General features: G+C 69.7%; 17 protein-coding genes. 12 read left to right on the forward strand and 5 right to left on the reverse strand.

Features of this window, described 5'->3' with window-relative positions:
* Positions 1 to 391: 391 nt before the first annotated feature.
* The 3 genes from NL1_RS31510 to NL1_RS31520 are packed head-to-tail and all read left to right on the forward strand — an operon-like array spanning position 392 to position 5,148.
* Entirely contained in the window at positions 392 to 2,170 is a 1,779-nt protein-coding gene (locus NL1_RS31510) for a serine/threonine-protein kinase (protein ID WP_067847207.1), read from the forward strand.
* Positions 2,171 to 2,173: 3 nt separating this feature from the next.
* Positions 2,174 to 4,120 carry a serine/threonine protein kinase gene (locus NL1_RS31515; RefSeq protein ID WP_067847210.1) on the forward strand — a complete coding sequence of 649 codons (1,947 nt, stop codon included), beginning with the start codon at positions 2,174 to 2,176 and terminating at the stop codon, positions 4,118 to 4,120.
* 56 nt (positions 4,121 to 4,176) lie between these two features.
* On the forward strand, positions 4,177 to 5,148 hold the full coding sequence (locus NL1_RS31520; protein WP_067847214.1) for a helix-turn-helix domain-containing protein: 972 nt from the start codon (positions 4,177 to 4,179) through the stop codon (positions 5,146 to 5,148).
* 80 nt (positions 5,149 to 5,228) lie between these two features.
* Here NL1_RS31520 and NL1_RS31525 read toward each other — a convergent pair whose 3' ends face one another.
* From NL1_RS31525 to NL1_RS31540, 4 genes are all read right to left on the reverse strand, one after another.
* Positions 5,229 to 5,714 (reverse strand): glutathione peroxidase, encoded by a 486-nt coding sequence (locus tag NL1_RS31525; RefSeq protein ID WP_067847217.1) that lies wholly within the window; start codon positions 5,712 to 5,714, stop codon positions 5,229 to 5,231.
* Between the two features lie 107 nt (positions 5,715 to 5,821).
* The gene (locus NL1_RS31530) at positions 5,822 to 7,426 is read right to left on the reverse strand and encodes a succinic semialdehyde dehydrogenase (protein ID WP_067847220.1); all 1,605 of its coding nucleotides are present in this window, start codon (positions 7,424 to 7,426) and stop codon (positions 5,822 to 5,824) included.
* A gap of 128 nt (positions 7,427 to 7,554) precedes the next feature.
* The gene (locus NL1_RS31535; RefSeq protein WP_067847222.1) at positions 7,555 to 8,328 is read right to left on the reverse strand and encodes an SDR family oxidoreductase; all 774 of its coding nucleotides are present in this window, start codon (positions 8,326 to 8,328) and stop codon (positions 7,555 to 7,557) included.
* Positions 8,329 to 9,531 (reverse strand): cytochrome P450, encoded by a 1,203-nt coding sequence (locus NL1_RS31540; RefSeq protein WP_067847225.1) that lies wholly within the window; start codon positions 9,529 to 9,531, stop codon positions 8,329 to 8,331.
* Between the two features lie 243 nt (positions 9,532 to 9,774).
* Between NL1_RS31540 and NL1_RS31545 the strand changes: the two genes are divergently transcribed.
* The 9 genes from NL1_RS31545 (at position 9,775) to NL1_RS31585 (ending at position 19,780) form a co-directional block, all read left to right on the forward strand.
* The gene (locus tag NL1_RS31545) at positions 9,775 to 11,244 is read left to right on the forward strand and encodes an aldehyde dehydrogenase (protein WP_067847228.1); all 1,470 of its coding nucleotides are present in this window, start codon (positions 9,775 to 9,777) and stop codon (positions 11,242 to 11,244) included.
* Positions 11,245 to 11,292: 48 nt separating this feature from the next.
* Positions 11,293 to 12,045 (forward strand): SDR family oxidoreductase, encoded by a 753-nt coding sequence (locus NL1_RS31550; RefSeq protein ID WP_067847231.1) that lies wholly within the window; start codon positions 11,293 to 11,295, stop codon positions 12,043 to 12,045.
* Positions 12,042 to 12,917 carry an NAD(P)-dependent oxidoreductase gene (locus tag NL1_RS31555; protein ID WP_067847234.1) on the forward strand — a complete coding sequence of 292 codons (876 nt, stop codon included), beginning with the start codon at positions 12,042 to 12,044 and terminating at the stop codon, positions 12,915 to 12,917. Before NL1_RS31550 ends, NL1_RS31555 begins: the two co-directional genes overlap by 4 nt.
* Positions 12,914 to 13,345, forward strand: coding sequence for a carboxymuconolactone decarboxylase family protein (locus NL1_RS31560; RefSeq protein WP_067847237.1), 432 nt, complete (start codon positions 12,914 to 12,916; stop codon positions 13,343 to 13,345). Before NL1_RS31555 ends, NL1_RS31560 begins: the two co-directional genes overlap by 4 nt.
* 19 nt (positions 13,346 to 13,364) lie before the next feature.
* Positions 13,365 to 14,834, forward strand: a complete 1,470-nt coding sequence (locus NL1_RS31565) for an FAD-dependent oxidoreductase (protein WP_067847239.1) — start codon at positions 13,365 to 13,367, stop codon at positions 14,832 to 14,834.
* A gap of 25 nt (positions 14,835 to 14,859) precedes the next feature.
* Positions 14,860 to 15,438 (forward strand): TetR/AcrR family transcriptional regulator, encoded by a 579-nt coding sequence (locus NL1_RS31570; RefSeq protein ID WP_067847242.1) that lies wholly within the window; start codon positions 14,860 to 14,862, stop codon positions 15,436 to 15,438.
* A gap of 187 nt (positions 15,439 to 15,625) precedes the next feature.
* On the forward strand, positions 15,626 to 16,366 hold the full coding sequence (locus tag NL1_RS31575; RefSeq protein ID WP_067847248.1) for a proline-rich domain-containing protein: 741 nt from the start codon (positions 15,626 to 15,628) through the stop codon (positions 16,364 to 16,366).
* Positions 16,367 to 16,451: 85 nt separating this feature from the next.
* Positions 16,452 to 17,228 (forward strand): ABC transporter ATP-binding protein, encoded by a 777-nt coding sequence (locus NL1_RS31580; protein ID WP_067847251.1) that lies wholly within the window; start codon positions 16,452 to 16,454, stop codon positions 17,226 to 17,228.
* 20 nt (positions 17,229 to 17,248) lie between these two features.
* The gene (locus tag NL1_RS31585; RefSeq protein ID WP_084511207.1) at positions 17,249 to 19,780 is read left to right on the forward strand and encodes an ABC transporter permease; all 2,532 of its coding nucleotides are present in this window, start codon (positions 17,249 to 17,251) and stop codon (positions 19,778 to 19,780) included.
* A gap of 11 nt (positions 19,781 to 19,791) precedes the next feature.
* Here the strand turns inward: NL1_RS31585 and NL1_RS39120 are convergent, their stop codons facing one another.
* On the reverse strand, positions 19,792 to 21,924 hold the full coding sequence (locus NL1_RS39120; RefSeq protein WP_218024515.1) for an ADP-ribosylglycohydrolase family protein: 2,133 nt from the start codon (positions 21,922 to 21,924) through the stop codon (positions 19,792 to 19,794).
* Positions 21,925 to 21,937: the final 13 nt, after the last annotated feature.

Consider the following 21,937-nt stretch of genomic DNA (forward strand, 5'->3'; position numbering starts at 1 on the left):
GGGCAGCGGTCGGAGCATGGTGCGGCGGCTGCCGACAGCCCCCGCGCGGCGTCCGAGCGGGACGCGCCCGTGCCGCCTCGCACGCCCGCACGGTCGGCCAAGCGTGCGGCCCGGCCGATTACGATCGCGCTTCCGGATCGAGTGCGGCGGGGGCGGATCGGGCCCGCGGGGCAGGGGCCGGGAAACGGCCCGCAACCGCCCGAACCACGCCCTCCGCCATAGCTTTACGCTATTGATGTCGCCTGGCATACCCCGCCTCCTCGGACACCCGAAGGCCGCGCGACTGCTGCTATGGTTTCGATGTTTTCCGTGGTCGGGTAAGCGCTGACCGCGCGTTCTTATGCTGTACGCCTCCCGGTGGGTCCCGGTGCAGGCGGGAATTGGAGCAGACATGCTGGCCAGCGGTGAGGCTTTCGCCGGCTATGTCATCGAACGGCAATTGGGTCGCGGTGGCATGGGTTCGGTGTACCTGGCGAAACATCCGCGGCTGCCGCGGATGACGGCGCTGAAGCTGTTGAACCGGGAATTGTTCTTCGACAAGGAGGTGCGGGCGCGGTTCGAACGGGAGGCGGATCTGGTCGCCCGGCTCGACCACCCGGGCATCGTCACGGTCTACGACCGCGGCCTGGAAGACGAGCAGCTGTGGATCTCGATGCAGTACATCGACGGCATCGACGCCGCCTCGGTGGATCCGAAGACGCTGCCCCCCGAGCGCGCCGTGCAGATCATCAAGGAGACCGCCGACGCGCTGGACTACGCGCACGGCATGGGCGTCCTGCACCGCGACGTGAAACCGGCCAACATCCTGCTCGCCCGCTCCAGCGGCGGCCGCGGCGAACGGGTCTACCTCACCGATTTCGGCATCGCCCGGCTCCGTGACGACACCGGCCACCTCACCCAGACCGGCACTTTCACCGCCACCCTCGCCTACGCCTCGCCCGAGCAGCTCACCGGCGCGTCGCTCGACCACCGCTCCGATCAGTACTCGCTGGCCTGCGCGCTGTTCTGGCTGTTCACCGGCAGCGGTCCGTTCGCGGCGACCAACCCGGCCCAGGTCATCCAGGGTCACCTGCAGTCGGCGCCGCCCGCGCTGAGCAGCGTGCGCCCCGGGCTGCCGTTCGCGCTGGACGGCGTGCTGGCCAAGGCGATGGCCAAGCGGCCCGACGATCGCTTCGCCAGCTGCTCGGAGTTCGCCGCGGCGGCGCACGCGGCGCTGTCGGGGCAGAGTGTGCCGTCCATGCCGCTGGTCGGCGGCCCACGGCCGGTCACCGCTCCGCCGCAACCGATTTCGGGTCCGCATCCGATCACCGGCGGGCCGATCCCGGTGACCGGCGGGCAGTACCCGGTCGGCCCGACGACCAGCGGTTCGCAGCCGCTCACCGGTCAGCCGATGACCACGCCGCACGGCGCCATGCCCACCGCGACCGGCCCGCACCAGCAGACCGGTCCCACTCAGTACCCGCCGCAATCCGGGTTCGGATACGCATCGCCGCCGGGACCGCCGATGGGCGGGGGCCAGATGATGGGCGGCGGCCACCAGCCGCCGCGCAAGTCCAACACCGGACTGATCGCCGCGCTGGCCGTCGGCTTGGTGGTGCTGATCGCCGTGGTCGTCGGCATCGCCGTTGCGGTGAGCAGTAGTTCGTCCTCGGGTGGTACCACCACCACAACAACCGCCGCGCCGTCGTACACCTCGACGACCAAGCGCCCGGTGCCCGCCGACGCCGACGCGATCAGCAACGAGTTCCCGGGCATGGTTCCGGCCGACGAGGACGGCGACATCGGATACAACGGCGCCACCTGCGGGGCCTACTCGCCGGACCGGCCCTCGGTACCCACCGACGGCACACCGGATTTCGGCAACTGGGCCTACCAGTGGGACTGCTTCGGCGGCGGCGGCAACGACGACCCGTTCTTCACCATCTACGTCTACAAGTCGGCCGCCGACGCGCAAGCGGCGCTGAACAACCTGCCGTCGGACGCCACCAAGTCGACCGACAGCAACGGCGGAAAGTCCTACACCAATTACAAATTCGACAACAGCGGCCCCAAGATGGTCACTGTCTTCACCGGCGACCCGGACCGCGCGCAGTTCCTGATGTACACCGACGGCATCGTCGGCAGCATCGACGAGGTGCTGCGCTGGTGGCGGTCGGCACCGCTGAACTGACGCATGCTGGACAACGGCGCGGTTTTCGCCGGGTACACCGTCGAACGCCTGCTCGGGCGCGGGGGCATGGGGTCGGTGTACCTGGCGCGGCATCCGCGATTGCCGCGATGGACGGCGTTGAAGCTGCTCAATCGAGAGCTGTTCTTCGACACCGAGATTCGGGCTCGGTTTGAGCGGGAGGCCGATCTGGTCGCCCAGCTGGACCACCCGAACATCGTCACCGTGTTCGACCGCGGGGTGGAGGGCGAGCAGCTGTGGATCTCGATGCAGTACGTCGACGGTGTCGACGCGGCGTCGCTGGACGCTCGCGCGCTGCCGCCGCAGCGCGCGGTGCAGATCGTCGCCGAGACGGCCAAGGCGCTCGACTTCGCGCACGGCAAAGGCGTGCTGCACCGGGATGTGAAGCCCGCCAACATTCTGTTGGAGCGAGCCGACAGCGGCCTGGAACGAGTGTTCCTCACCGACTTCGGCATCGCCCGTTTCCGTGACGACACCGGAAAGCTGACCCAGACCGGAACCTTCACCGCGACCCTGGCCTTCGCCTCGCCCGAGCAGCTCTCCGGCGCCGTGCTCGACCACCGCTCGGACCAGTATTCGCTGGCGTGCAGCCTGTTTCGGATGCTGACCGGAACGGTGCCGTTCGAGGCGGGCAACCCGGTTGCGGTCATCCAGGGACACATGACACAACCGCCGCCGCGGTTGAGCACCGTCCGCCCCGGTCTGCCGCACGCACTGGACGCGGTGCTGCTCCGCGCGCTCGCCAAGCGCCCGGACGACCGATTCGACTCCTGCGCGGACTTCGCCGAGGCGGCGCGGCAGGCGATGACGCAGCCGAGCTCCGGCCCTTTCCCGCTGGCGGACAACGGTTTCGACACCGGGCAAGGCGCGCGGCCGCAGTCGCAGTCGCAGTGGTCATCTCCGGGTACGGCTCCGCCGACGACACCCGGGTACCCGTTCGCGAATGCCTCGGTCGCGGGACCCGCGACCGGTCCCGGGAATCGCACGGCTCCTCGGACAGGTCCCGGTACCTCGCCGCCCGTGCCCGTCGTGCCGGACCAGCAGGCGGCCTGGAACGAGTACCCACCCCGACGTCCTGGGGCTGAGGCCGCACACGCCGCCGACGCGCGGCAGCCGTCGCCTTCGGTGCCACGGCACGGAGGTGCTGGTTTCGGTCCGGGTTCACCTGGGGCGCAGGCACATTCGAGCCACATCGCATCGCGTCCGCACGCCTCCGGCGAGCTGCACCAGCGCACCCCGTCGCGCCGATCGCACCGCACGGGGGTGATCGGCGTCGCCGTGGGTGCGGTGATCGCGATTCTCGCCGTTTCCGCGCTGGTGCTCGACCGTCAGTCCGAAGCAGGGACGTCGGCGGCGCCGACCACCAGCATTGCCGAGCCGTCGCCGTCGACGCAACGCCCCGCGAAAACCACTGCGGCGCCGACCACCTCGAAGAAATACGACGAGTCCGCCTCCCACGTCGACAACATCGCGCAGATCAGCAAGGCCTTCCCTGGCATGACCCCCGAGGTGGACCAGGACAACATCGTGCACACCGGCCCCGGCCACAACGGGTCGACCTGCTTCGCCAAAGAGGAGGGTACGGCGAACGCGATGGACGCGGGCGCACCGGATTTCGGCAACTGGACCGCGTACTGGTACTGCTTCGGCGGCCCGAACAAGGCCAGCTACGAGCTGTTCGTCTACCGCTCGCCCGAGGACGTGCAAGCCGCCGTCGACACGTTGCCCACCCACACCCGCTCCACCGCCGGCCACGGCCGCGAGACCTATACGAACTACCTGCTCGACGGCCACCCCGCCGCCAAACGCCCCCGCATGATCACCGTGTTCACCGGTTCCAAGAAGCGCGAGAACTTCCTGATGTACAGCGTCGGCTTCATCGCCACCCAGGAGGAATTCATGAATTGGTGGCACACCGCACCGCTGAGCTGACCGTGTCGAATCCTGGACTTGCCTCTCCATCAAGGGGAGACGCCAGGCTGTCGGACATGGACGACGACACGCTCCTCCCGATCGGCGCGGTGGCGCGACGCACCGGCTTGACGGTCAAGACCATCCGCTTCTATGCCGACCGAGGGATCGTCGCGCCGTCCGCCATCGGCCCGAATGGCTTCCGCCGCTACGACTCCGACGCGATCGCCCGCCTGGAACTGGTCCGCACCCTGCGCGCCCTCGGCCTCGACTTGGACACCGTGCGCCAAGTGCTGGCGCGGGAACGCACCGTGCCCGAGGTGGCGGCGGCCCATGCCGACGCCATCGACCTCCAGATCCGGATCCTGCGGCAGCGGCGGGCGGTGTTGCGCGCGGTCGCGCAGCGGGTCACCGACACCGAGGAGATGAACACCATGCACCGATTGGCCACGCTTACCGACGCCGAGCGCCGCAGGATCGTCCACGACTTCGTCGACGACGCCTTCGGTGGCGTCGACGCGAATCCCGAGCTCGTCGAATTGCTGCGCGCGACGGTGCCCGACCTGCCGGAAGATCCCGCGCCCGAACAGGTCCGGGCCTGGGTGGAGTTGGCCGAGCTGGCCCAGGACGCGGACTTCCGCGCGGCCGTGCGGCGCATGGCCGAGTACCAGGCCCGCGAGCGCGCGAACGGCGACATCACCGGGCTGCACCACGAACTGACAGAGGCCGTCCGCCATCTGGTCGGTGCGGCGCTGGCCGCTGGCACGGCTCCGGATGAGCCCGGGGCGGCCGAGGTGGTCGACGAGCTGACCGCGCGCTACGCCCGCACCTTCGGCCGCGCCGACGACGCCGACCTGCGCCGCTGGCTGCTGGAGCGGCTGACGATCGCCAACGACGCACGGGTGGAGCGGTATTGGCGACTCGTTGCCGCCGTCAACGGCTGGCCCGCGCCGCCGGAACTCGCAGAGATCGTCGAATGGTTCACCGCGGCGCTGGGTTCATTACAGAGCTCGAGTTCACTACGGAGCTCGAGTTCATCACAGAGCTGAGGCTGCCCGGAACGGACGCGGTGTGCGGCGCGCGGCTCGCGAAAGCGGGCCGCGTGCCGCAATCTTGGAGTGCGGAGGTCCTAGAGGACCGACTCGATGGCCGAAACCACCGCCTGGTCTTCGGGTTTCACGGTCGGGCGGAACCGCGCCGTCACCTTGCCGTCCCGGTCGATGAGGAACTTCTCGAAGTTCCACTGGATGTCGCCCGTGGCGCCCTCGGCGTCGGCGGTCTCGACCAGCTCGCGGTAGAGCGGGTGCCGGTTCTCGCCGTTCACCTCGGTCTTCTCCAGCAGCGGGAAGTCGACGCCGTAGGTGATGGAGCAGAACTCCTGGATCTCCTCGGCCGAACCGGGTTCCTGGCCCATGAACTGGTTGCACGGCACGCCGATCACGGTGAACCCGCGCGGGCCGTAGGTCTGCTGCAGGTCGACAAGCGCCGAGTACTGCGGCGTCAGACCGCATTTGGACGCCACGTTCACCAGCAGCACCGCCTTGTCACCGGCCAGCTCGGCCAGCGTCGTCGGCGCACCGGTCAGGGTCTGTAGCGGAATATCCCGAATGCTCACTCGTCTCGCACCTGCCAATTCTGTGATTCCATGGGTCCACCCCGAGCGCCACGCTACCGGATCGGCGCGTCCGGGCGAGTTCCGGAGAAAGGGTCGCCGGGCCCGGTTCAGCGCAGCCGGGTTCGCCGCATCAGCCGCAGCGTGGCCAGGGTGGTCTTCACCTGCTTCTCGTACGGCAGCCCCGCGCGGGCGGCCATGACCTGGCGCTTCACCACGCCGATGTTCACGGTGTCGGTGTACTTCAACAGGCCCTGGTCGCCGTGCCGGGTGCCGACGCCGGACTGCTTCACCCCGCCCGACGGCGTGGACTTGGCGGCGTAGGTGGCGACGAAACCGTCGTTGATATTGATGTTGCCCGACTCGAGCCGGGCCGCGATCCGCCTGCCCCGAGCCAGGTCGGTTGTCCACACGCTGGCATTGAGCCCGTAGTCGGTGTCGTTGGCGAGGCGGACGGCGTCGGCTTCGTCGTGGAACGGGTAGACGCTCACCACGGGCCCGAAGGTCTCCGCCGTCGCGTGGGCCATCTCGGGGGTGACGCCGGTCAGCACGGTCGGCTCGTAGAAGGCCGGTCCGATGTCGGGGCGCGCCCGGCCGCCGGTGTGCACGGTGGCGCCCTTCGCGCGCGCGTCCGCCACGTGCTCGGCCACCCTGGCCAGCTGGTCGGCCGAGACGAGGGAACCGAATTCCGGTGCGTAGTCGTAGGCCGCGCCGATTTTCGACCCGAGGTCCTCGGCCGCCGCGACCAGACGGCGCAGGAATTCGTCGTGGATCCGCTCGTGCACGTAGATCCGCTCGATGTGCATGCAGGCCTGGCCGGAGTTGGCGAACACCGCGAACGTCGCGCCCGCGATCGCCTCGTCGAGATTCGCGTCGTCCAGCACGATCATCGGGTTCTTGCCGCCGAGTTCGAGGCTGCATCCGATGAGGTTCCTGCCCGCTTGCTCGCCGACCACCCGCCCGGTGGCGGTGGAACCGGTGAACATGACGAAATCGGAGCCGCCGATCAGCGGCGGGCCGACATCGGGGCCGGTGCCGCAGACGACCTGGAACAGCCCGCGCGGCAAGCCCGCCCGATACAGCAGCTCGACGCCGAACAGCGCGCACAGCGCGGTCTTGTTGTCCGGCTTGAGCACGACGGCATTGCCCGCGATGAGCGCGGGCACCGAATCGGAGAGCGCGATGGCGAAGGGGAAGTTCCACGGCGCGATCACCGCGACCGTGCCCTTCGGCCGGTGCTCCTCGAATGAGGCGGTCACCAGCGGGATCGGGCCGCCGCGTCGCCGGGGGCGCAACACCCGGCGCGCGGTCTTCAGGTAGTGGCTGATGACCATCGGCACGTCGCAGGATTCCTCGAGCGCCATGCGCCGGGTCTTGCCGCAGCCGATCTGGATGAGGTCGGCGATGGTCTCGCCCTCCCGCAGGATCAGCTCGTGCGCCCGCTCGAACACCGCGAGCCTGCGGCGCAGCGGCCAGCTCGCCCACTCCCGCTGCGCCGCGCGGGCGACGGCGAAGGCCTCGGTGATGTCCTCGGGCCGGGATTGCGGCAGGTCGCCGACGTGCGCGCCGGTGTAGACCTCGGTCATCGGGAACGGCGGACGGGCATCCGCGCCGGACCCGGCGGCGACCATGCCGGTCAGCCGTGCGATCAGCTCCGCGGTGATCCGCGGCGGCAGGGTCGCTGTCGTCTCGTCCGTGGCGTGCGTTGTGCTCATCGGGTCTCTCCAAGGCGTGCGATTGCGACGCGCCCGCGACGCGCGTCCCTCGGTATGGAATTAGAACACGTTCTCATTGTCTCACGCCGGGTTCCCGCGCATCCGGCGCAACGGCGCGCGAATTCGCTCTACCGCAGCGGCGCCTCGGGCTGCACCTCCACCAGAACCAGATGCGCCCCGCGCGGCGCCGACACCACGGCCACCACCGCCGCCGCGAGATCACCGGCGCGCAGCATGTGCGGGTGCCTGGCGAAACCCCACACCTTCCAGTCCTCGAGCAGCGGTCCGACGACCTCCGGTGTGGAGTTCATGCCCATATTGGTCAGCGTCGGGCCCGGCCGCACCACAGAGGCTCGAATCCCGGTGCCCTCCAGCTCCATTCGCAGCTGCACCGCCATCGCCTCGAGTCCGGCTTTGGCCGCGCTGTAGGCGCCGGTTCGGGGCCGTGGCTCGGGCGCGCAGTCGGACCCGATGAGCACGACGTCCCCGCGCCGCCTGGCGAGCATGCCGGGCAGCACCCGATGCACCAGTCGCTGCGCGCCGACCAGGTGTACGTGGACCTGGTGCAGGAATCGTTCCGGATCCATCTCCTGCACCAGCGAGAATTCGATGTCGCCCGCGCCGGACACCAGGATCTCGGTGGGGCCGAGCTCGCGTTCGGCGGCGGTGACGAACTCGTCCACCGAGTCCGCGTCGGTGACGTCGAGCCGGTGGGCGAAGGCGGCGCCGCCGTCGGCGCGGATCTTGGCCGCCAGCTCCTCGCAGAGTTCGACGCGCCGCGCGCCGAGCGCGACCGGGTGACCGAGTTCGGCGAGCGCGAGCGCGGTCGCGGCGCCGATGCCGGAGGAGGCGCCCGCGATCAGCGAAGGCCTGCGGGCGGGGTGGGGTTCGTAGCGGGGCATCTACCTCTCCACGACTAGGGGAAGGGCGGCGAAGCCGCGGACATTGGTCGAGTGCACGCGCACGATGCCGCTGTCCACGACACTGTAGGCGGGCACCCGGGCGGCGAATTCCCGAAGCGCCACACCGGCTTCCAGCCGCGCCAGGTGGGCGCCGAGGCAGAAGTGCACGCCCGCACCGAAACTGGCGAGCTTGCCTTTGCCGGTCCGGTCGATGCGGTAGGTGTCGGCGTCGTCGAATGCCGCGGAATCGCGGTTGGCCGAACCGATCAGCAGCAGCACCTTCGCCCCCGCCGGGATCGTCGCCCCGTGGTAGTCGAGGTCGACGACGGCCGTGCGGGCCACGATCTGGCTGGAGGTGTCGTAGCGCAGCGTCTCTTCCACCCAGTCCGGCACCAGGCTGGGCTCGGCCGCCACCTTCGCGTATTCGCCGGGGTGGCGGGCCGCCCAATACAGCGCGTTGCCGAGCAGTTTGGTGGTGGTCTCGTTGCCCGCGACCACCATCAGGAACATGAAGCCGATGATTTCCTGATCGCTGAGCTGATCGCCGTCGATGTCGGGATCCAGCAGCGCGGAGACGAGATCGTCGCCCGGTGCGCGGCGGCGCTCGGCGACCATGTCGGTGTAGTAGCCGATGAGCTTGATCGAAGCGTCCACCGCCGCCATCGGCACGTCGAGCACGCCGTCCTCGCGGTGCACCACGAGATCGGCGAGGCGGCGGATCTCGGCGCGGTCCTGCTCCGGAACGCCCATCAGCTCCGAGATCACGTCCATCGGCAGCTTGCCCGCGAAATCCTCTATCCAGTCGAAGGTTTCGCGCGCCAGCGCGGGTTCCAGACAGGCGAGGGTGATCTCGCGAATGCGGTCTTCCATCTCCGCGACCCGGCGCGGCGTGAAGCCCTTGTAGACCAGCTTGCGCATCCGCATGTGCCTCGGGTCGTCCATGGCGAGGAAGGACATCACCCGGTGTGCGTGCGGGCCCCACGCCGCCGGATCCAGCGAGACGCCATTGGCGCTGGAGAGCCGGGCCGCGTCGCGGAAGCCCGCGGTCACGTCGGCGTGCCGGGACAGCGCCCAGAAGTCCAGGTCGGGGTTGTGGAAGAGCGGCGCCTCGGTCCGCAGCCGCCGGTAGGTGGGATACGGATCGTCGTGGAAGCGGTAGTCGTACGGGTCGAAGGTCAGCGGTTCCAGCGAGGCTGCCGTCATGGTGATCTCCGATGAATCCGTAACGAGTTCTCGCGCTGAGCAGGGGCGAGCCCGGTCCGCGAGGACACATAGCTGGACATGTGTCTGGACAGTACCAGCGCTCTGATATCGAGACAATGGATCGGTCGCATTCCGCATCGGTTTCCGTCCCGGTCCGGTCGTTGATAGTGAAACATGTTCTTGCATGCCAGAGCGCGGCTGGACTATATTCCGTACACCTGTCCAGACAGTATCGGAGCAACCATGAGCAGTCTCCTGCCCACCGACGGTGCGCGCCTGTTGATCGACGGCAAACTCCGCCAGGGCGGCGACGGTGTGTTCGAGACGGTGAACCCCGCCACCGAGGAGGTCGTCGGGCTCGCCGCGAACGCGGACGCCGCCGATATGGACGCCGCGATCGCCGCCGCGCGCACCGCCTTCGACGACACCGAGTGGTCCCGCGACCATGCTTTCCGCGCCCGGTGCCTGGAACAGTTGCGGGTCGCGTTGCAAGGCGAGGTCGAAGCGCTGCGCGAGATCACCGTCGCCGAGGCGGGCGCGCCCGTCATGCTCACCAAGGGGCCGCAGCTGGAGGGGCCGATCGCGGACCTGTCCTTCGCGGCGGGGCTGGCCGAAAACTACGCGTGGGAAACGGATCTCGGAGTCGCCGAGCCGATGGGCATCAAGACGCGCCGGACGTTGCGCCGCGAACCGGTCGGCGTGGTGGGGGCGATCATTCCGTGGAACTTCCCGCACCAGATCGGCTTCGCCAAACTGGGTCCCGCGCTCGCGGCCGGAAACACGGTGGTGCTCAAGCCCGCTCCCGATACGCCGTGGTGCGCGGCGGCAGTCGGCGCGATCATCGCCGAACGGACCGACATCCCGCCCGGCGTGGTGAACATCGTGACCTCCTCCGATCACGGTCTGGGCGCGCGCCTTTCGGTGGACCCGCGGGTGGATCTGATCAGCTTCACGGGCTCGACGCAGACCGGCAGGCTGGTGATGGCCGCCGCCGCGCCCACACTGAAGAAGACCTTCCTCGAGCTGGGCGGCAAGTCCGCGTTCATCGTGCTCGACGACGCCGACATCGCCGGAGCCGTTGGCGTCGCGGCCTTTTCGGTGTGCGTGCACGCCGGGCAGGGGTGCGCGCTCACCACTCGGCTGCTGGTGCCGCGCGCGTCCTACGACGAGGCGGTGCGGGTGGCCGCGGCCACCATGGGCCGGATGAAGCCGGGCGATCCCACCGACCCCGGCACCGTCTGCGGGCCGCTCATCTCGCGTCGCCAACGCGATCGGGTGCTCGGCTACCTGGACATGGCGCGGGCCGAGGGCGGGCGGATCGTGGTCGGCGGCGGCAGGCCCGCGGACCGGGAGCGCGGCTGGTTCGTCGAGCCGACGCTGATCGCGGACCTGCCCAACAGCGCGACCGTCGCCCGCGAGGAGATCTTCGGACCGGTGCTGGTGATCATCCCGCACGACGGCGACGAGGACGCCATCCGCATCGCCAACGATTCGCCCTACGGGTTGTCCGGCTCGGTGTGGGGCGCCGACCCGGAACGGATCCGGCGCGTCACCGAGGGCGTGCGCACCGGCACGCTCAGCGTCAACGGCGGCGTCTGGTACTCCGCCGACGCGCCGTTCGGCGGCTACAAGCAGTCCGGCATCGGCCGCGAGATGGGCGTGGCCGGCTTCGAGGAATACCTGGAAATCAAGCTGATCGCCACCGCGGGCTGAAACCCGCTGGGCGGCAGATAGATCGGCAGAGTAGTTGTGGAGGACCCCATGGAGCGTTTCGCCGGAAGATCCGTCATCGTGACCGGTGCCGCACAGGGCATCGGCGCGGTCTACGCCAAGGCTCTGGCCGAGGAGGGCGCGAAAGTCGTTGTCGCCGATCGCAACGTCGAGCGCGGTAAGACCGTCGCCGCGGAGATCGCGGCGGCGGGCGGCACCGCGGTGTTCGGCGAGGTCGACGTCGCCGATCCCGAATCCGCCGCGGCGCTGGCCGAATTCACCGTCGGCGAGTTCGGCGCGATCAACCACCTGGTCAACAACGCCGCGATCTACGGCGAGATGAAACTCGACCTGCTGCTGACCGTGCCGTGGGACTACTACAAGAAGTTCATGTCGGTGAACATGGACGGCGCGCTCAACATGACCAGGGCGGTGTTCCAGCACCTGGTGCGCGCGGGCGGCGGCTCGATCGTCAACCAGTCGTCCACCGCCGCCTGGGTGTACTCCGGCTTCTACGGCCTGGCCAAGGTCGGCGTCAACGGCCTCACTCAGCAGCTGGCCTTCGAACTGGGCGGCTCGAAGATCCGGATCAACGCCATCGCGCCGGGGCCCATCGACACCGAGGCGACCAAGACGGTGACGCCGAGCGTCATCGTCGACGACATGATCAAGCGGCTGCCGCTCAAACGTATGGGCACGCCGCAGGATCTCGTCGGCGCCTGCCTGTACCTGCTCTCCGACGACGCGGCGTGGGTCACCGGGCAGATCTTCAATGTCGACGGCGGACAGATCTTCCGCTCATGAACACACCGTTGCGCGTCGGATTCATCGGGCTCGGCAATATGGGCGCGCCGATGGCCCAGCGGCTGCTGGCCTGGCCGGGCGGGCTCACGGTGTGTGACACCAGGCCCGAGGCGGTGCGGCCGTTCGCCGAAGCGGGTGCGGCGGTGGCGGATTCCGTCGCGCGGGTCGCCGAGGAGGCGGACGTCGTCTCCGTCGCGGTGCTCGACGACGCGCAGGTGCGCGCCGTGGTCGCCGAGCTGTCGAGCACCGCCGCGCCGGGGACCGTGATCGCGGTGCACTCCACGATCGCCGACCGGACCGCCGAGGAGCTGGCCGTGACCTGCTCGGAACGCGGCCTCGATCTTCTCGACGCGCCCATCAGCGGCGGCGCTCCCGGCGCGAAGCTGGGTCGGCTCGCGGTCATGGTCGGCGGCAGCGCGGCGGCCTTCGAGCGGGTGCGCGAGCCCTTCGGCTGCTTCGCCGACCTCGTCGTGCACGCGGGGGAGGTCGGTGCGGGGACTCGAATGAAGCTGGCGCGCAACCTCTTGCACTTCGTCGCCTTCGGCGCCGCGACGGAGGCGCAACGGCTCGCCGAGGCCGCGGGACTCGACATCACGACGTTGGGCAAGATCGTCCGGCACTCCGACGCGGTCACCGGCGGCCCCGGCGCCATCATGCTGCGCGATCGCACCGCGCCGATCGAGCCGGACGATTTCTGGCTGCCGATCCTGCGCCACGTGCGCGATCTCGGTGAGAAGGACCTCGGCCTTGCGCTGGAACTCGGCGACCGGCTCGACCTCGACTTGCCGCTGGCCCGCCTGGCGCTCGAGCGCCTCGGCCCAGGTCTCGGCGTCGGCGCGGGCGACAAAACCTTGGAAAGGCACAACTCATGAGCGACAACGCCAATGGTGCATCGGACGCTGCCGGCGCATCGGACACAGTCCGTCAGCGCGGGCTGGCCAAGATGGCCGAGGTCTACGGCACCGAATTCCAGGATTACCCCGGCGACCACTTCGCGATGACCGCCGATCACCTCTTCGCGAACGTGTGGTCGCGCCCCGGCCTGACCGTGCGCGATCGCCGCCTGCTGTTGCTCGGCGCGTTGACCGCGCAGGGGTTGATGGACACCGCGGGCATCCAGATCGGCGCCGCGTTGCGCAACGGCGAACTCACCGAGGAGCAGTTACACGAGATCGCGCTGTTCCTGTGTCACTACGTGGGTTGGCCGAACGGCACCAAATTGGACCTGCTGGTGGGAACAATCGTGGCGCAGCAGAAGAAGGCCGCCCGCGCCGCGGCAGACCAGCCTGAGAACGCCTGACAGTCCGAGGAAGCGAGCTATGACCGACGCCAAGTCCATCCGTCCACTGCGTGCCAGCGAGATCTCCGAATGGGGGCACGCCGCCGATGTCGTCGTCGCGGGGTACGGCATCGCCGGCGTGTGCGCCGCCATCGAGGCCGCACGCTCCGGCGCCGACGTGCTGATCCTGGAACGCTCCGGCGGGTGGGGCGGCGCCGCGGCGATGGCGGGCGGGTTCATCTACCTCGGCGGCGGCACGCCGCTGCAACGGGCACTCGGCTTCGAGGACAGCCCGGAGAACATGGAGAAGTTCCTGCTCGCCGCGCTCGGGCCGGGCGTCGACGCGGCCAAGATCGGCGATTACTGCCGCAACAGCGTCGAGCACTACAACTGGCTGGTCGCCTGCGGCGTGCCGTTCCGCGAGGCGTTCTGGGGCGAACCCGGCTGGGAGCCGCCGCACGACGAGGGCCTGATGTACTCCGGCGGCGAGAACGCCGCGCCGTTCAACACCCTGGCCACACCCGCGCCGCGCGGACACGTTCCGCAGTACGCCGATAAGCGGATCGGGCAGCGCAGCGGTGGCTACATGCTCATGAAGCCGCTCGCCGAGACCGCCGAAAGTCTCGGCGTGCGAGTCGAATACGACACCCGCATCCGGCGGTTGATCGTGGACGACGACGATCGGGTGGTCGGCGTGGTCGCCGCGCATTTCGGCAAGGAGGTCGCGGTGCGCGCCGAACGCGGCGTCGTGCTCGCCACCGGCAGCTTCGCCTACGCCGCGCAGATGGTCGAGGGGTACGCGCCGCGCCTGATCGGCAGGCCTGCGGCCGCGATCGAGGAGCACGACGGCATCGGCATCCGGGTGGCGCAGGCGCTCGGCGCGGACCTGGCCCACATGGACGCCACCGAGGTGGCCTTCTTCGGCGACCCGCAGCTGCTGGTGCGCGGCATTCTGGTGAACGGACGCGGCCAACGCTACATCCCGGAGGACACCTATCCGGGCCGGATCGGGCAGGCCACGCTGATCCAGCAGGAGAACCAGGCGTACCTGGTGATCGACGAGGCGTCCTACGAGGAGGCGCTGCGGACGGTGACCGCGACGCCGTTCTTCCGCCAGCCTCCGACCTGGGCGGCGGAAACGGTCGCCGAACTCGAAGCGGAGATGGGGCTGCCGGAACAGGCGCTGCAATCCACCGTCGAGACCTACAACCGGCACGCGGCCGAGGGCAAGGATCCGCTGCTCGGCAAGAAGCCGCAGTGGGTGCGCCCGATCGGCACGCCGTTGGCCGCCTTCGACATGCGCAACTTCACGGCGGGTTTCACCCTCGGCGGGTTGCGCACCGATCTGGACTCGCGGGTGCTGCACGTCTCGGGGGAGCCGATCGCCGGGTTGTACGCGGCGGGTCGCTGCACCTCGGGGCTGTGCGCGGGCGGATACGTCAGCGGGGCCTCGCTCGGCGACGGCAGCTTCTACGGCCGCCGGGCCGGGGTCGCGGTAGCCAAGAACTGATGAGGGCCTGATAGTGTCTGGACACATGTCCGAAGGTGATTCCATCATGCTGGAGGCGACGCGGCGCCGCCTCAGCGGGAAACAGGCCGACACTGTCGACAAGCTCACCAAGGCGGCCGTGGAGGTGCTGGCCCGCGAGGGCTTCGCGGGCATGACCATTCGATTGGTCGCCGCGGCCGCCGGGGTCGGCACCGCCACCGCCTACACCTATTTCTCCTCCAAGGAACACCTGGTCGCCGAGATCTTCTGGCGCCGCCTGGTGGCCTCGCCGTCCCCGGCCAGCGAGGCCGACGACCCCCACGCCCGCGTCGTCGCCGAACTGCGCAACATCGCCCTGCTCGTCGCCGACGAACAGGAACTCTCTGGCGCCGTCACCAGCGCCCTGCTCGGCCGCGACCCTGACGTCGCGCACCTGCGCGACCGCATCGGCGCGGAGATCCGCAAACGCATCCTGCGCGCCCTCGGCCCCGACGCCGACCCCGACGTCGTCGAATCCCTCGAACTCCTCTACGCGGGCGCCCTCGTCCGCGCGGGCATGGGCTACGCCTCCTACTCCGAAATCGCCGACCGCATAGAGAAATCCGCCCTCCTCATCCTGAAGTAGACGTACCTCCGGCCGTGCGCGGCTGTTGGCGGACTCTGTCCGGCAGCGCCTCCTGCGCGGGCGCGTCGAAGCAGCCGAGCGCGCGGCGTCGCACTGCCCGAAGCGTTGCGACGGCGCTGAGCTGAAGTGGCCGAGCGCATTGCGTCGGCATTAAGGTGCCGGGTGGTAGATCGATGGAGGGGGAGCGATGCAGCCGTACGGACCGATGCCACAGCCCGGGTTCGGACCCGGTCACGCGGTACCGCCCGGTTATCCGCAGGTCGGTGCGCCGCAGGGATATCCGCACCAGCACGGTGCGCCGCCCGGCTATCCGCAGGCCGGTCGGCAGCCGGGATATCCGCCGCACGGCATGCCGGGTCATCCGCAGCCCCCGCGTTCGGACAACCGGCTGCTGTTCACGCTCGGCGGTGCGGCGCTCGTACTGGTGATCGCCGTGGTCGCCGGAATCATCGTCTTTCAGCGAGCATCCGAGGTCGATCCGCCGTTCGAAGCCATGAGCCGCGCGTTCCCGCAGCTGCTCCCCGTGGAGGACGGCGGCACGATTTACAACGGCGACAAATGTGTTCGCGTCGACCCGCGCGGCGAGAAGCGTAAGGACTTCCCGGACCTCGACTTCGGCAAGTGGACGGGCGCGTGGCTGTGCGGTGGCTTCACCTTCCGCGAGTCGGGGTTCGTCGTCTTCGGCTACCGCAACGCGAAGGACGTCCGCTCGGCCGTCGACGGGCTCGGGTCGAAGAAGGAATTCACCGACGTCAACAGCGGTGTCCGGTACACGAGCTACGAGCTGTACGCGTGCTGTTACGCCGGGCCGAAGATAGCCACGACCTTCCTCGACGACCCGAATCGGTCGTCCTATCTCCTCTATGGCGCGGGCACCAGCAGTTTCGAAGAGCTGAAGAAGTGGTGGCGGTCCGCGCCCCTGGGCTGACCCGGGGTGTGGATCGGAGTACGACCGGAGGACTCGGGGGAATCCCTGATGGCGCGGGGCGGGGTTCGCAGACAGACTGGAGGGCATGACTTCGCAAGCTGTGGGTGCCGAGACCGCCGAGTCGGTGGCTCAGCCCGAGGTGGCGGCCCGGGCCCTCGACCTGTCCAAGGTGTACGGATCGGGGGATACCCGGGTCAAGGCGCTGGATGGGGTGACGGTCGAGTTTGCGAAGCGGGAGTTCACCGCGATCATGGGGCCGTCCGGCTCCGGCAAGTCGACCCTGATGCACTGCCTGGCCGGCCTGGACAGCGCCAGCTCCGGCACGGTGCGCATCGGCGAGACCGATCTGACCGACCTCACCGACAAGCAGATGACCCGCCTGCGCCGCGACCGCATCGGCTTCGTCTTCCAGGCGTTCAACCTGGTGCCCACGCTCACCGCGCTGGAGAACATCACGCTGCCGCTGGACATCGCGGGCCGCAAGCCCGACCAGGACTGGCTGGACACTGTGATCAAGCGACTCGGCCTCGGCGACCGGCTCGACCACCGGCCCAGCGAACTGTCCGGCGGTCAGCAGCAGCGGGTGGCGTGCGCGCGGGCGCTCGCGGACAAACCCGAGATCATCTTCGGCGACGAGCCGACCGGCAACCTGGATTCGCGCGCCTCGGAGGAGGTGCTGTCGATCCTGCGCGCCGCGGTGGACGAGTTCGGCCAGACGGTCGTGATCGTCACCCACGAGCCGCACGCGGCGTCCTTCGCCGACCGGGTGATCTTCCTCGGTGACGGCCGCATCGTCTCCGAATTGCGCGATCCCACCGCGGAATCGGTGCTGGACCGGATGAAGTCGCTGGAGCAGGCGTGAGCGTGACGACCGGCGGCCCGATGCGCAAGGTCGCGCTGCGTAACCTCGCCGCGCACAAGGTCCGGCTGGCGCTGACCGTGCTCTCCGTGGTGCTCGGCACCGCCTTCATCGCGGGCTCGTTCGTTTTCACCGACACCTTGCAGCGCACGTTCGACGGTCTGTTCGCCAGCCAGGCCAAGGGCGTCGACGTGCGGGTGAGCCCGAAAGAACAGCAGTCCTTCGGCGTTCCGCTCGGCGTGGTGGACATGGTCTCGCAGATGGATGGTGTGCGCGCGGTCGCGCCGAGCGTGAACGGTCCGCTGGTGGTCCTCGACCCCGAGGGCAAGAAGCCCGTGCAGACCGGCGGCGCGCCGAGCTGGGGCCAGTCCTACATCCCGCCGGAGCGGGCGGTCGCCGAGCCGGAGACCTTCCTCGAGGGCGTGCCGCCCGCCGCCGCGGGCGAGATCGCCATCAACAGCGGCGGCGCCGACCGTGCCGGGTTGAAAGTCGGGGACAAGACCAAGATCCTGATCCCGTCCCAGAGCACCCAGCAGCGCCCGGTGATCGACGTGACCGTCACCGGCATCTACGAGGTGCCATCCGACACCGGCGGTTTCATCGGCGTGCTCTTCGCCGACGCGCAGGCCCGCCAGCTGTTCACCGACGGCACGCACGTGGCCTACATCGATATCGCGGCGACCGGTTCGGGCGACGAACTGCGCGACCGCATCGCCGCCGCGCTGCCCGGCTTCAAGGTGCAGAACGGCGAGCAGGTGCGCGAGGACCTGAAAGCCCAGGTCTCCCAGGCGCTGAACTTCATCAACTACTTCCTGCTCGCGTTCGGCGCGATCGCGCTGATCGTCGGCACGTTCATCATCTACAACACCTTCTCGATGATCGTCGCGCAGCGGCTGCGCGAGCTGGCGCTGCTGCGCGCGGTCGGCGCGAGCAGCAGACAGGTGGGCGGCTCGGTGGTGGCCGAGGCACTGGTCATCGGGGTGATCGGCAGCGCGATCGGTCTCGCGGCGGGCATCGGCCTGGCCTTCGGGCTCTCCGCGGTGCTCAATGCCTTCGATCTCGGCCTGCCCACCGGTGACATGGCCGTGCTGCCGCGCACGGTGGTGGTCGCCATGGTCGTGGGTCTCGTCGTCACCGTGATCAGCGCCTACGCGCCCGCCCGCCGGGCGGCGAAGATCCCGCCGGTGGAGGCGATGCGAGAGGAATTCGCGTCCGCGGGAGAGTCGTTGCGGGTCCGCACCGCGGTCGGCGGGACGCTCGGGGTGCTCGGCGTGGTGCTCGTTGTGCTCGGCGCTCGCTCGACCGGGGGCAGCGCGGCGGCGACCGTCGGCGTCGGCGCGCTGGCGCTGATCCTGGCCGTGCTACTGGCCTCGCCGGCGATCTCCCGCCCGGTGGTCGGCGCTCTCGGGGTGCTGGTCCGCCCGTTCGGGCCGATCGGACGGATGGCGCGCAACAACGCCGTGCGCAATCCGCGCCGCACGGCCGCGACGGCTTTCGCCCTCACCCTCGGCCTGATGCTGGTGTCGGCCATCGGCATGCTCGGCGCGTCGGCCAAGGCAAGCATCGGGGTGCTGGTGGACAAGGGCGTCCGGTCCGAGTACGTGCTGGCGGGCCCGCAACAGCAGCTGATCGGGCTGCCGCTCGGAGTGCCCGACGCGGTGCGCACCGCGGTGCCGGAGGCTGCCGAGGTGATCGGCTTCCGCGGCGTGGCCGTGCAAGCCGGTGGTGATCGGCTGGCGGGCGTCGCGCCGGACGGCCCGATCGACCGGGCGCTGAACTACGAGATTCTGGACGGCACAGGCACGCTCGGCGACCGCAGCGTCCTGGTCTCGGAAGACAAAGCGTCCGAACACGATTGGCGGGCCGGTCAGCAGATCGAGCTGACCACCCTCGACCGGAACCAGAAGGTCCCCGTCACCATCGCGGGCGTGTACAAGGACACGCCGCTGCTCGGTGACCTGGTGACGCCGCCCGCGATCTTCGAAGAGGTGACGCCGCCGGCGTTCCGCAACAACTTCTACGTGCTCGTCACCGCGAAGCCGGGCGCCGACCTGGCCGCGATGCGCACCGACCTGGAGCGGGCGACCGATCAGTTCGCGGTGGTCCAGGTGCAGGACCGCGAGCAGTTCAAGGGCGCGCAGGGCCGCCAGATCAACACCCTGCTCGCCATCCTGTACGGCCTGCTCGCGCTGGCCGTGGTCATCGCGATCCTCGGCATCATCAACACGCTGGCGCTCTCGGTGGTGGAGCGGCGCAGGGAGATCGGCATGCTGCGCGCCGTCGGCACCATGCGCTCGCAGGTGCGCCGCACGATCTACCTGGAGTCGATGCTGATCGCGGTGTTCGGCGCCATCGTCGGGGTGATCCTCGGCATCGGTCTCGGCATCGGATTCCTGCGCACGCTACGGGATTTCGGCATCGACCAGATCGACATCCCGTGGAATCAGCTGATCCTGGTGCTGATCTCCTCGGCCGTCGTCGGCGTCCTCGCCGCGGTGTGGCCGGGCATCCGGGCCGCACGCACCCCGCCGCTGGCCGCCATCGCGGACCTCTGATCGGACGCCCGCTATCCCGGATAGCGGGCGTACCAGTCGAACGGCGGCTCGCCGTGGGCGTTGCGCGGCGGGGTCGGGCCGAACTCGGTGCAGTAGTCGGCGGCCAGCCGCTCGATGATGGGCGCGGCGTCCAGCGCGGTGCGCCAGGGATCGGGAATGGCGGCGCGGCCGTGACGGGCCCCGAGGATGCTGCCGCACAGCGCGCCCGTGGCATCGCTGTCGCCGGAATGGTTGACGGCCAACAGGACTCCGTTGCCGAAGATGCGCTCCGGCGTCCCGCCGACAGTCTGCGCGCACAGTGCCGCGTACACCGCGATGCCGAGCGCTTCGGGGGCGATCCAGCCGCGGCCGAGCGCGTCGAAGTCCTCCGGCTGCGGCATGGTCTGGGTCCGGCGCGCCGTGGCGGCGGCCAGGTCGACGGCCGCGGTGAGCGCCGTGGAGGTCTCCTCGTGGTGCTCGTGGCGTGACAGTTCGGTGCGGACCCGGTCGAGCGCGTCGTCGAGTTCCGCGCCGCGGCAGAGCAGGTAGATCAGCGCGGCCACCGCACCGGCGGGCAGCCGGCCGCTGGGATGCCCGTGCGTGAGTGCCGCGGCGTCGCAACCCAATTCGAAGACGTGCTCGAGTGCGTCGCCCGCGCGGTCCACGGCGTAGCCGAAGCCGCACGGCACCGCGCGCACGGTGGCGGCGCAGCCCTTGGAATCGTTGATCGGCTCGGTCCTGGTGCCCAGCGGGCGCGCCGGTTCGCGCCGCGCCGCCGCCTTCTGCAGCGCGGTGATGGCGGCGTGCGTGGTGCCGCGGTGCCCCATCAACTCCGGATGCCCGGCCAGCGCGCTGTGCGGGCGGAACTTCTGCTCGGGAATGATGACGCCCTGACCCTGCAACCACACCAGGAAACCCTGCTGCATCATGCCGAGCGTCGCGCCGCCGATGCCGCGTGAGCGCGCCCGCACCGAACCTTTCACGAGAGCCTCCACCGTGAACAGCGTCAGCTGAGTCTCGTCGGAGATCTTGCCCTCGTAAGTTTCCGGTGCGCCGGTGACGCCGCGCGGACCGTAGCGCTGCCGGATGTGGTGCAGCAGCATGTTTTCCACCGGCGCGCCGAGCGCGTCGCCGATGGCGCCGCCGAGCAGGCAGCCGTGCACCACGTTGTCCTGGGTGTGCAGCTGCCTGCGGTACGCGGTCGCGTGCATGGTCACGGCCGACCGCGCGGGCGGTTCGGTCGTCGCCATGGGGGATGGGCTCGGCGTCGGCCGAGCAGCCGGACCCGATGGCGGCCGGGCGGGCGTCTCCGCAGTGGAAACCTGGTCGCGCAGGGCGCGTACGACGGCCTCGGCGAATTCCCCGCACGAGTCGAAGCGGTCGTTCGGGTCCTTGGCCATCGCCCTCGCGAGTACCGCGTCCAGTCGCTCGGGAAGATCCGGCCGGGCCGCGCGCGGCGACGGGATCGGACCGTGCAGGTGCCCGAAGAGCACTGCGGGCAGGTTCGGCCCGTCGTAGGGCCCTGCGCCGGTGAGCAATCGGAACAGCGTGCAGGCCAGCGCGTACTGATCGCAGCGATGGTCGAGCGGCGCGTTGGTCAGCTGTTCGGGCGCGGCGTAGGCGAGGGTCGCGGTCAGATTTCCGGTGCGGGTGAGCCCGGCGGTGTCGTCGAGCAGTTTGGCGATGCCGAAGTCGGTCAGCAGAACTCGTTCGTCGAAGCCCGTGCCGACGCCCGACGAACGGGACAGCAGGATGTTGGCGGGCTTCACGTCCCGGTGCAGCACGCTGCGGGCGTGCGCGTAATCCAGTGCGCCCGCGGTCTGGACGACGATCTGCGCGGCACGCTCCGGTGACATCGCGGTCGGCGGCACCGCGGCGCTGTCCTGGCCGTCCACGTACTGCATCGAGATCCACAGCCGTTCGTCCTCGATGCCGCGGTCGTAGACGGTGATGATGTTCGGATGGTCCAGCTGCGCGACCAGGTCCGCCTCCCGCTCGAACCGCCGCCGAATCTCGGCGTCGTCGAACATCTCCCGGTGCAGCAGCTTCAGCGCGGTCGTCTTCGGCAATCGAGGATGACGTGCGGCGTACACCGCACCCATGCCGCCGCGCCCGAGTTCGCGTTCGATCAGGTAGCCCGCGAACACCTCACCACGGCGCAACATGCGTGCCCCCCTC

It is taken from the genome of Nocardia lijiangensis NBRC 108240 (genome assembly GCF_001613045.1).
Lineage (GTDB): Bacteria > Actinomycetota > Actinomycetes > Mycobacteriales > Mycobacteriaceae > Nocardia > Nocardia lijiangensis.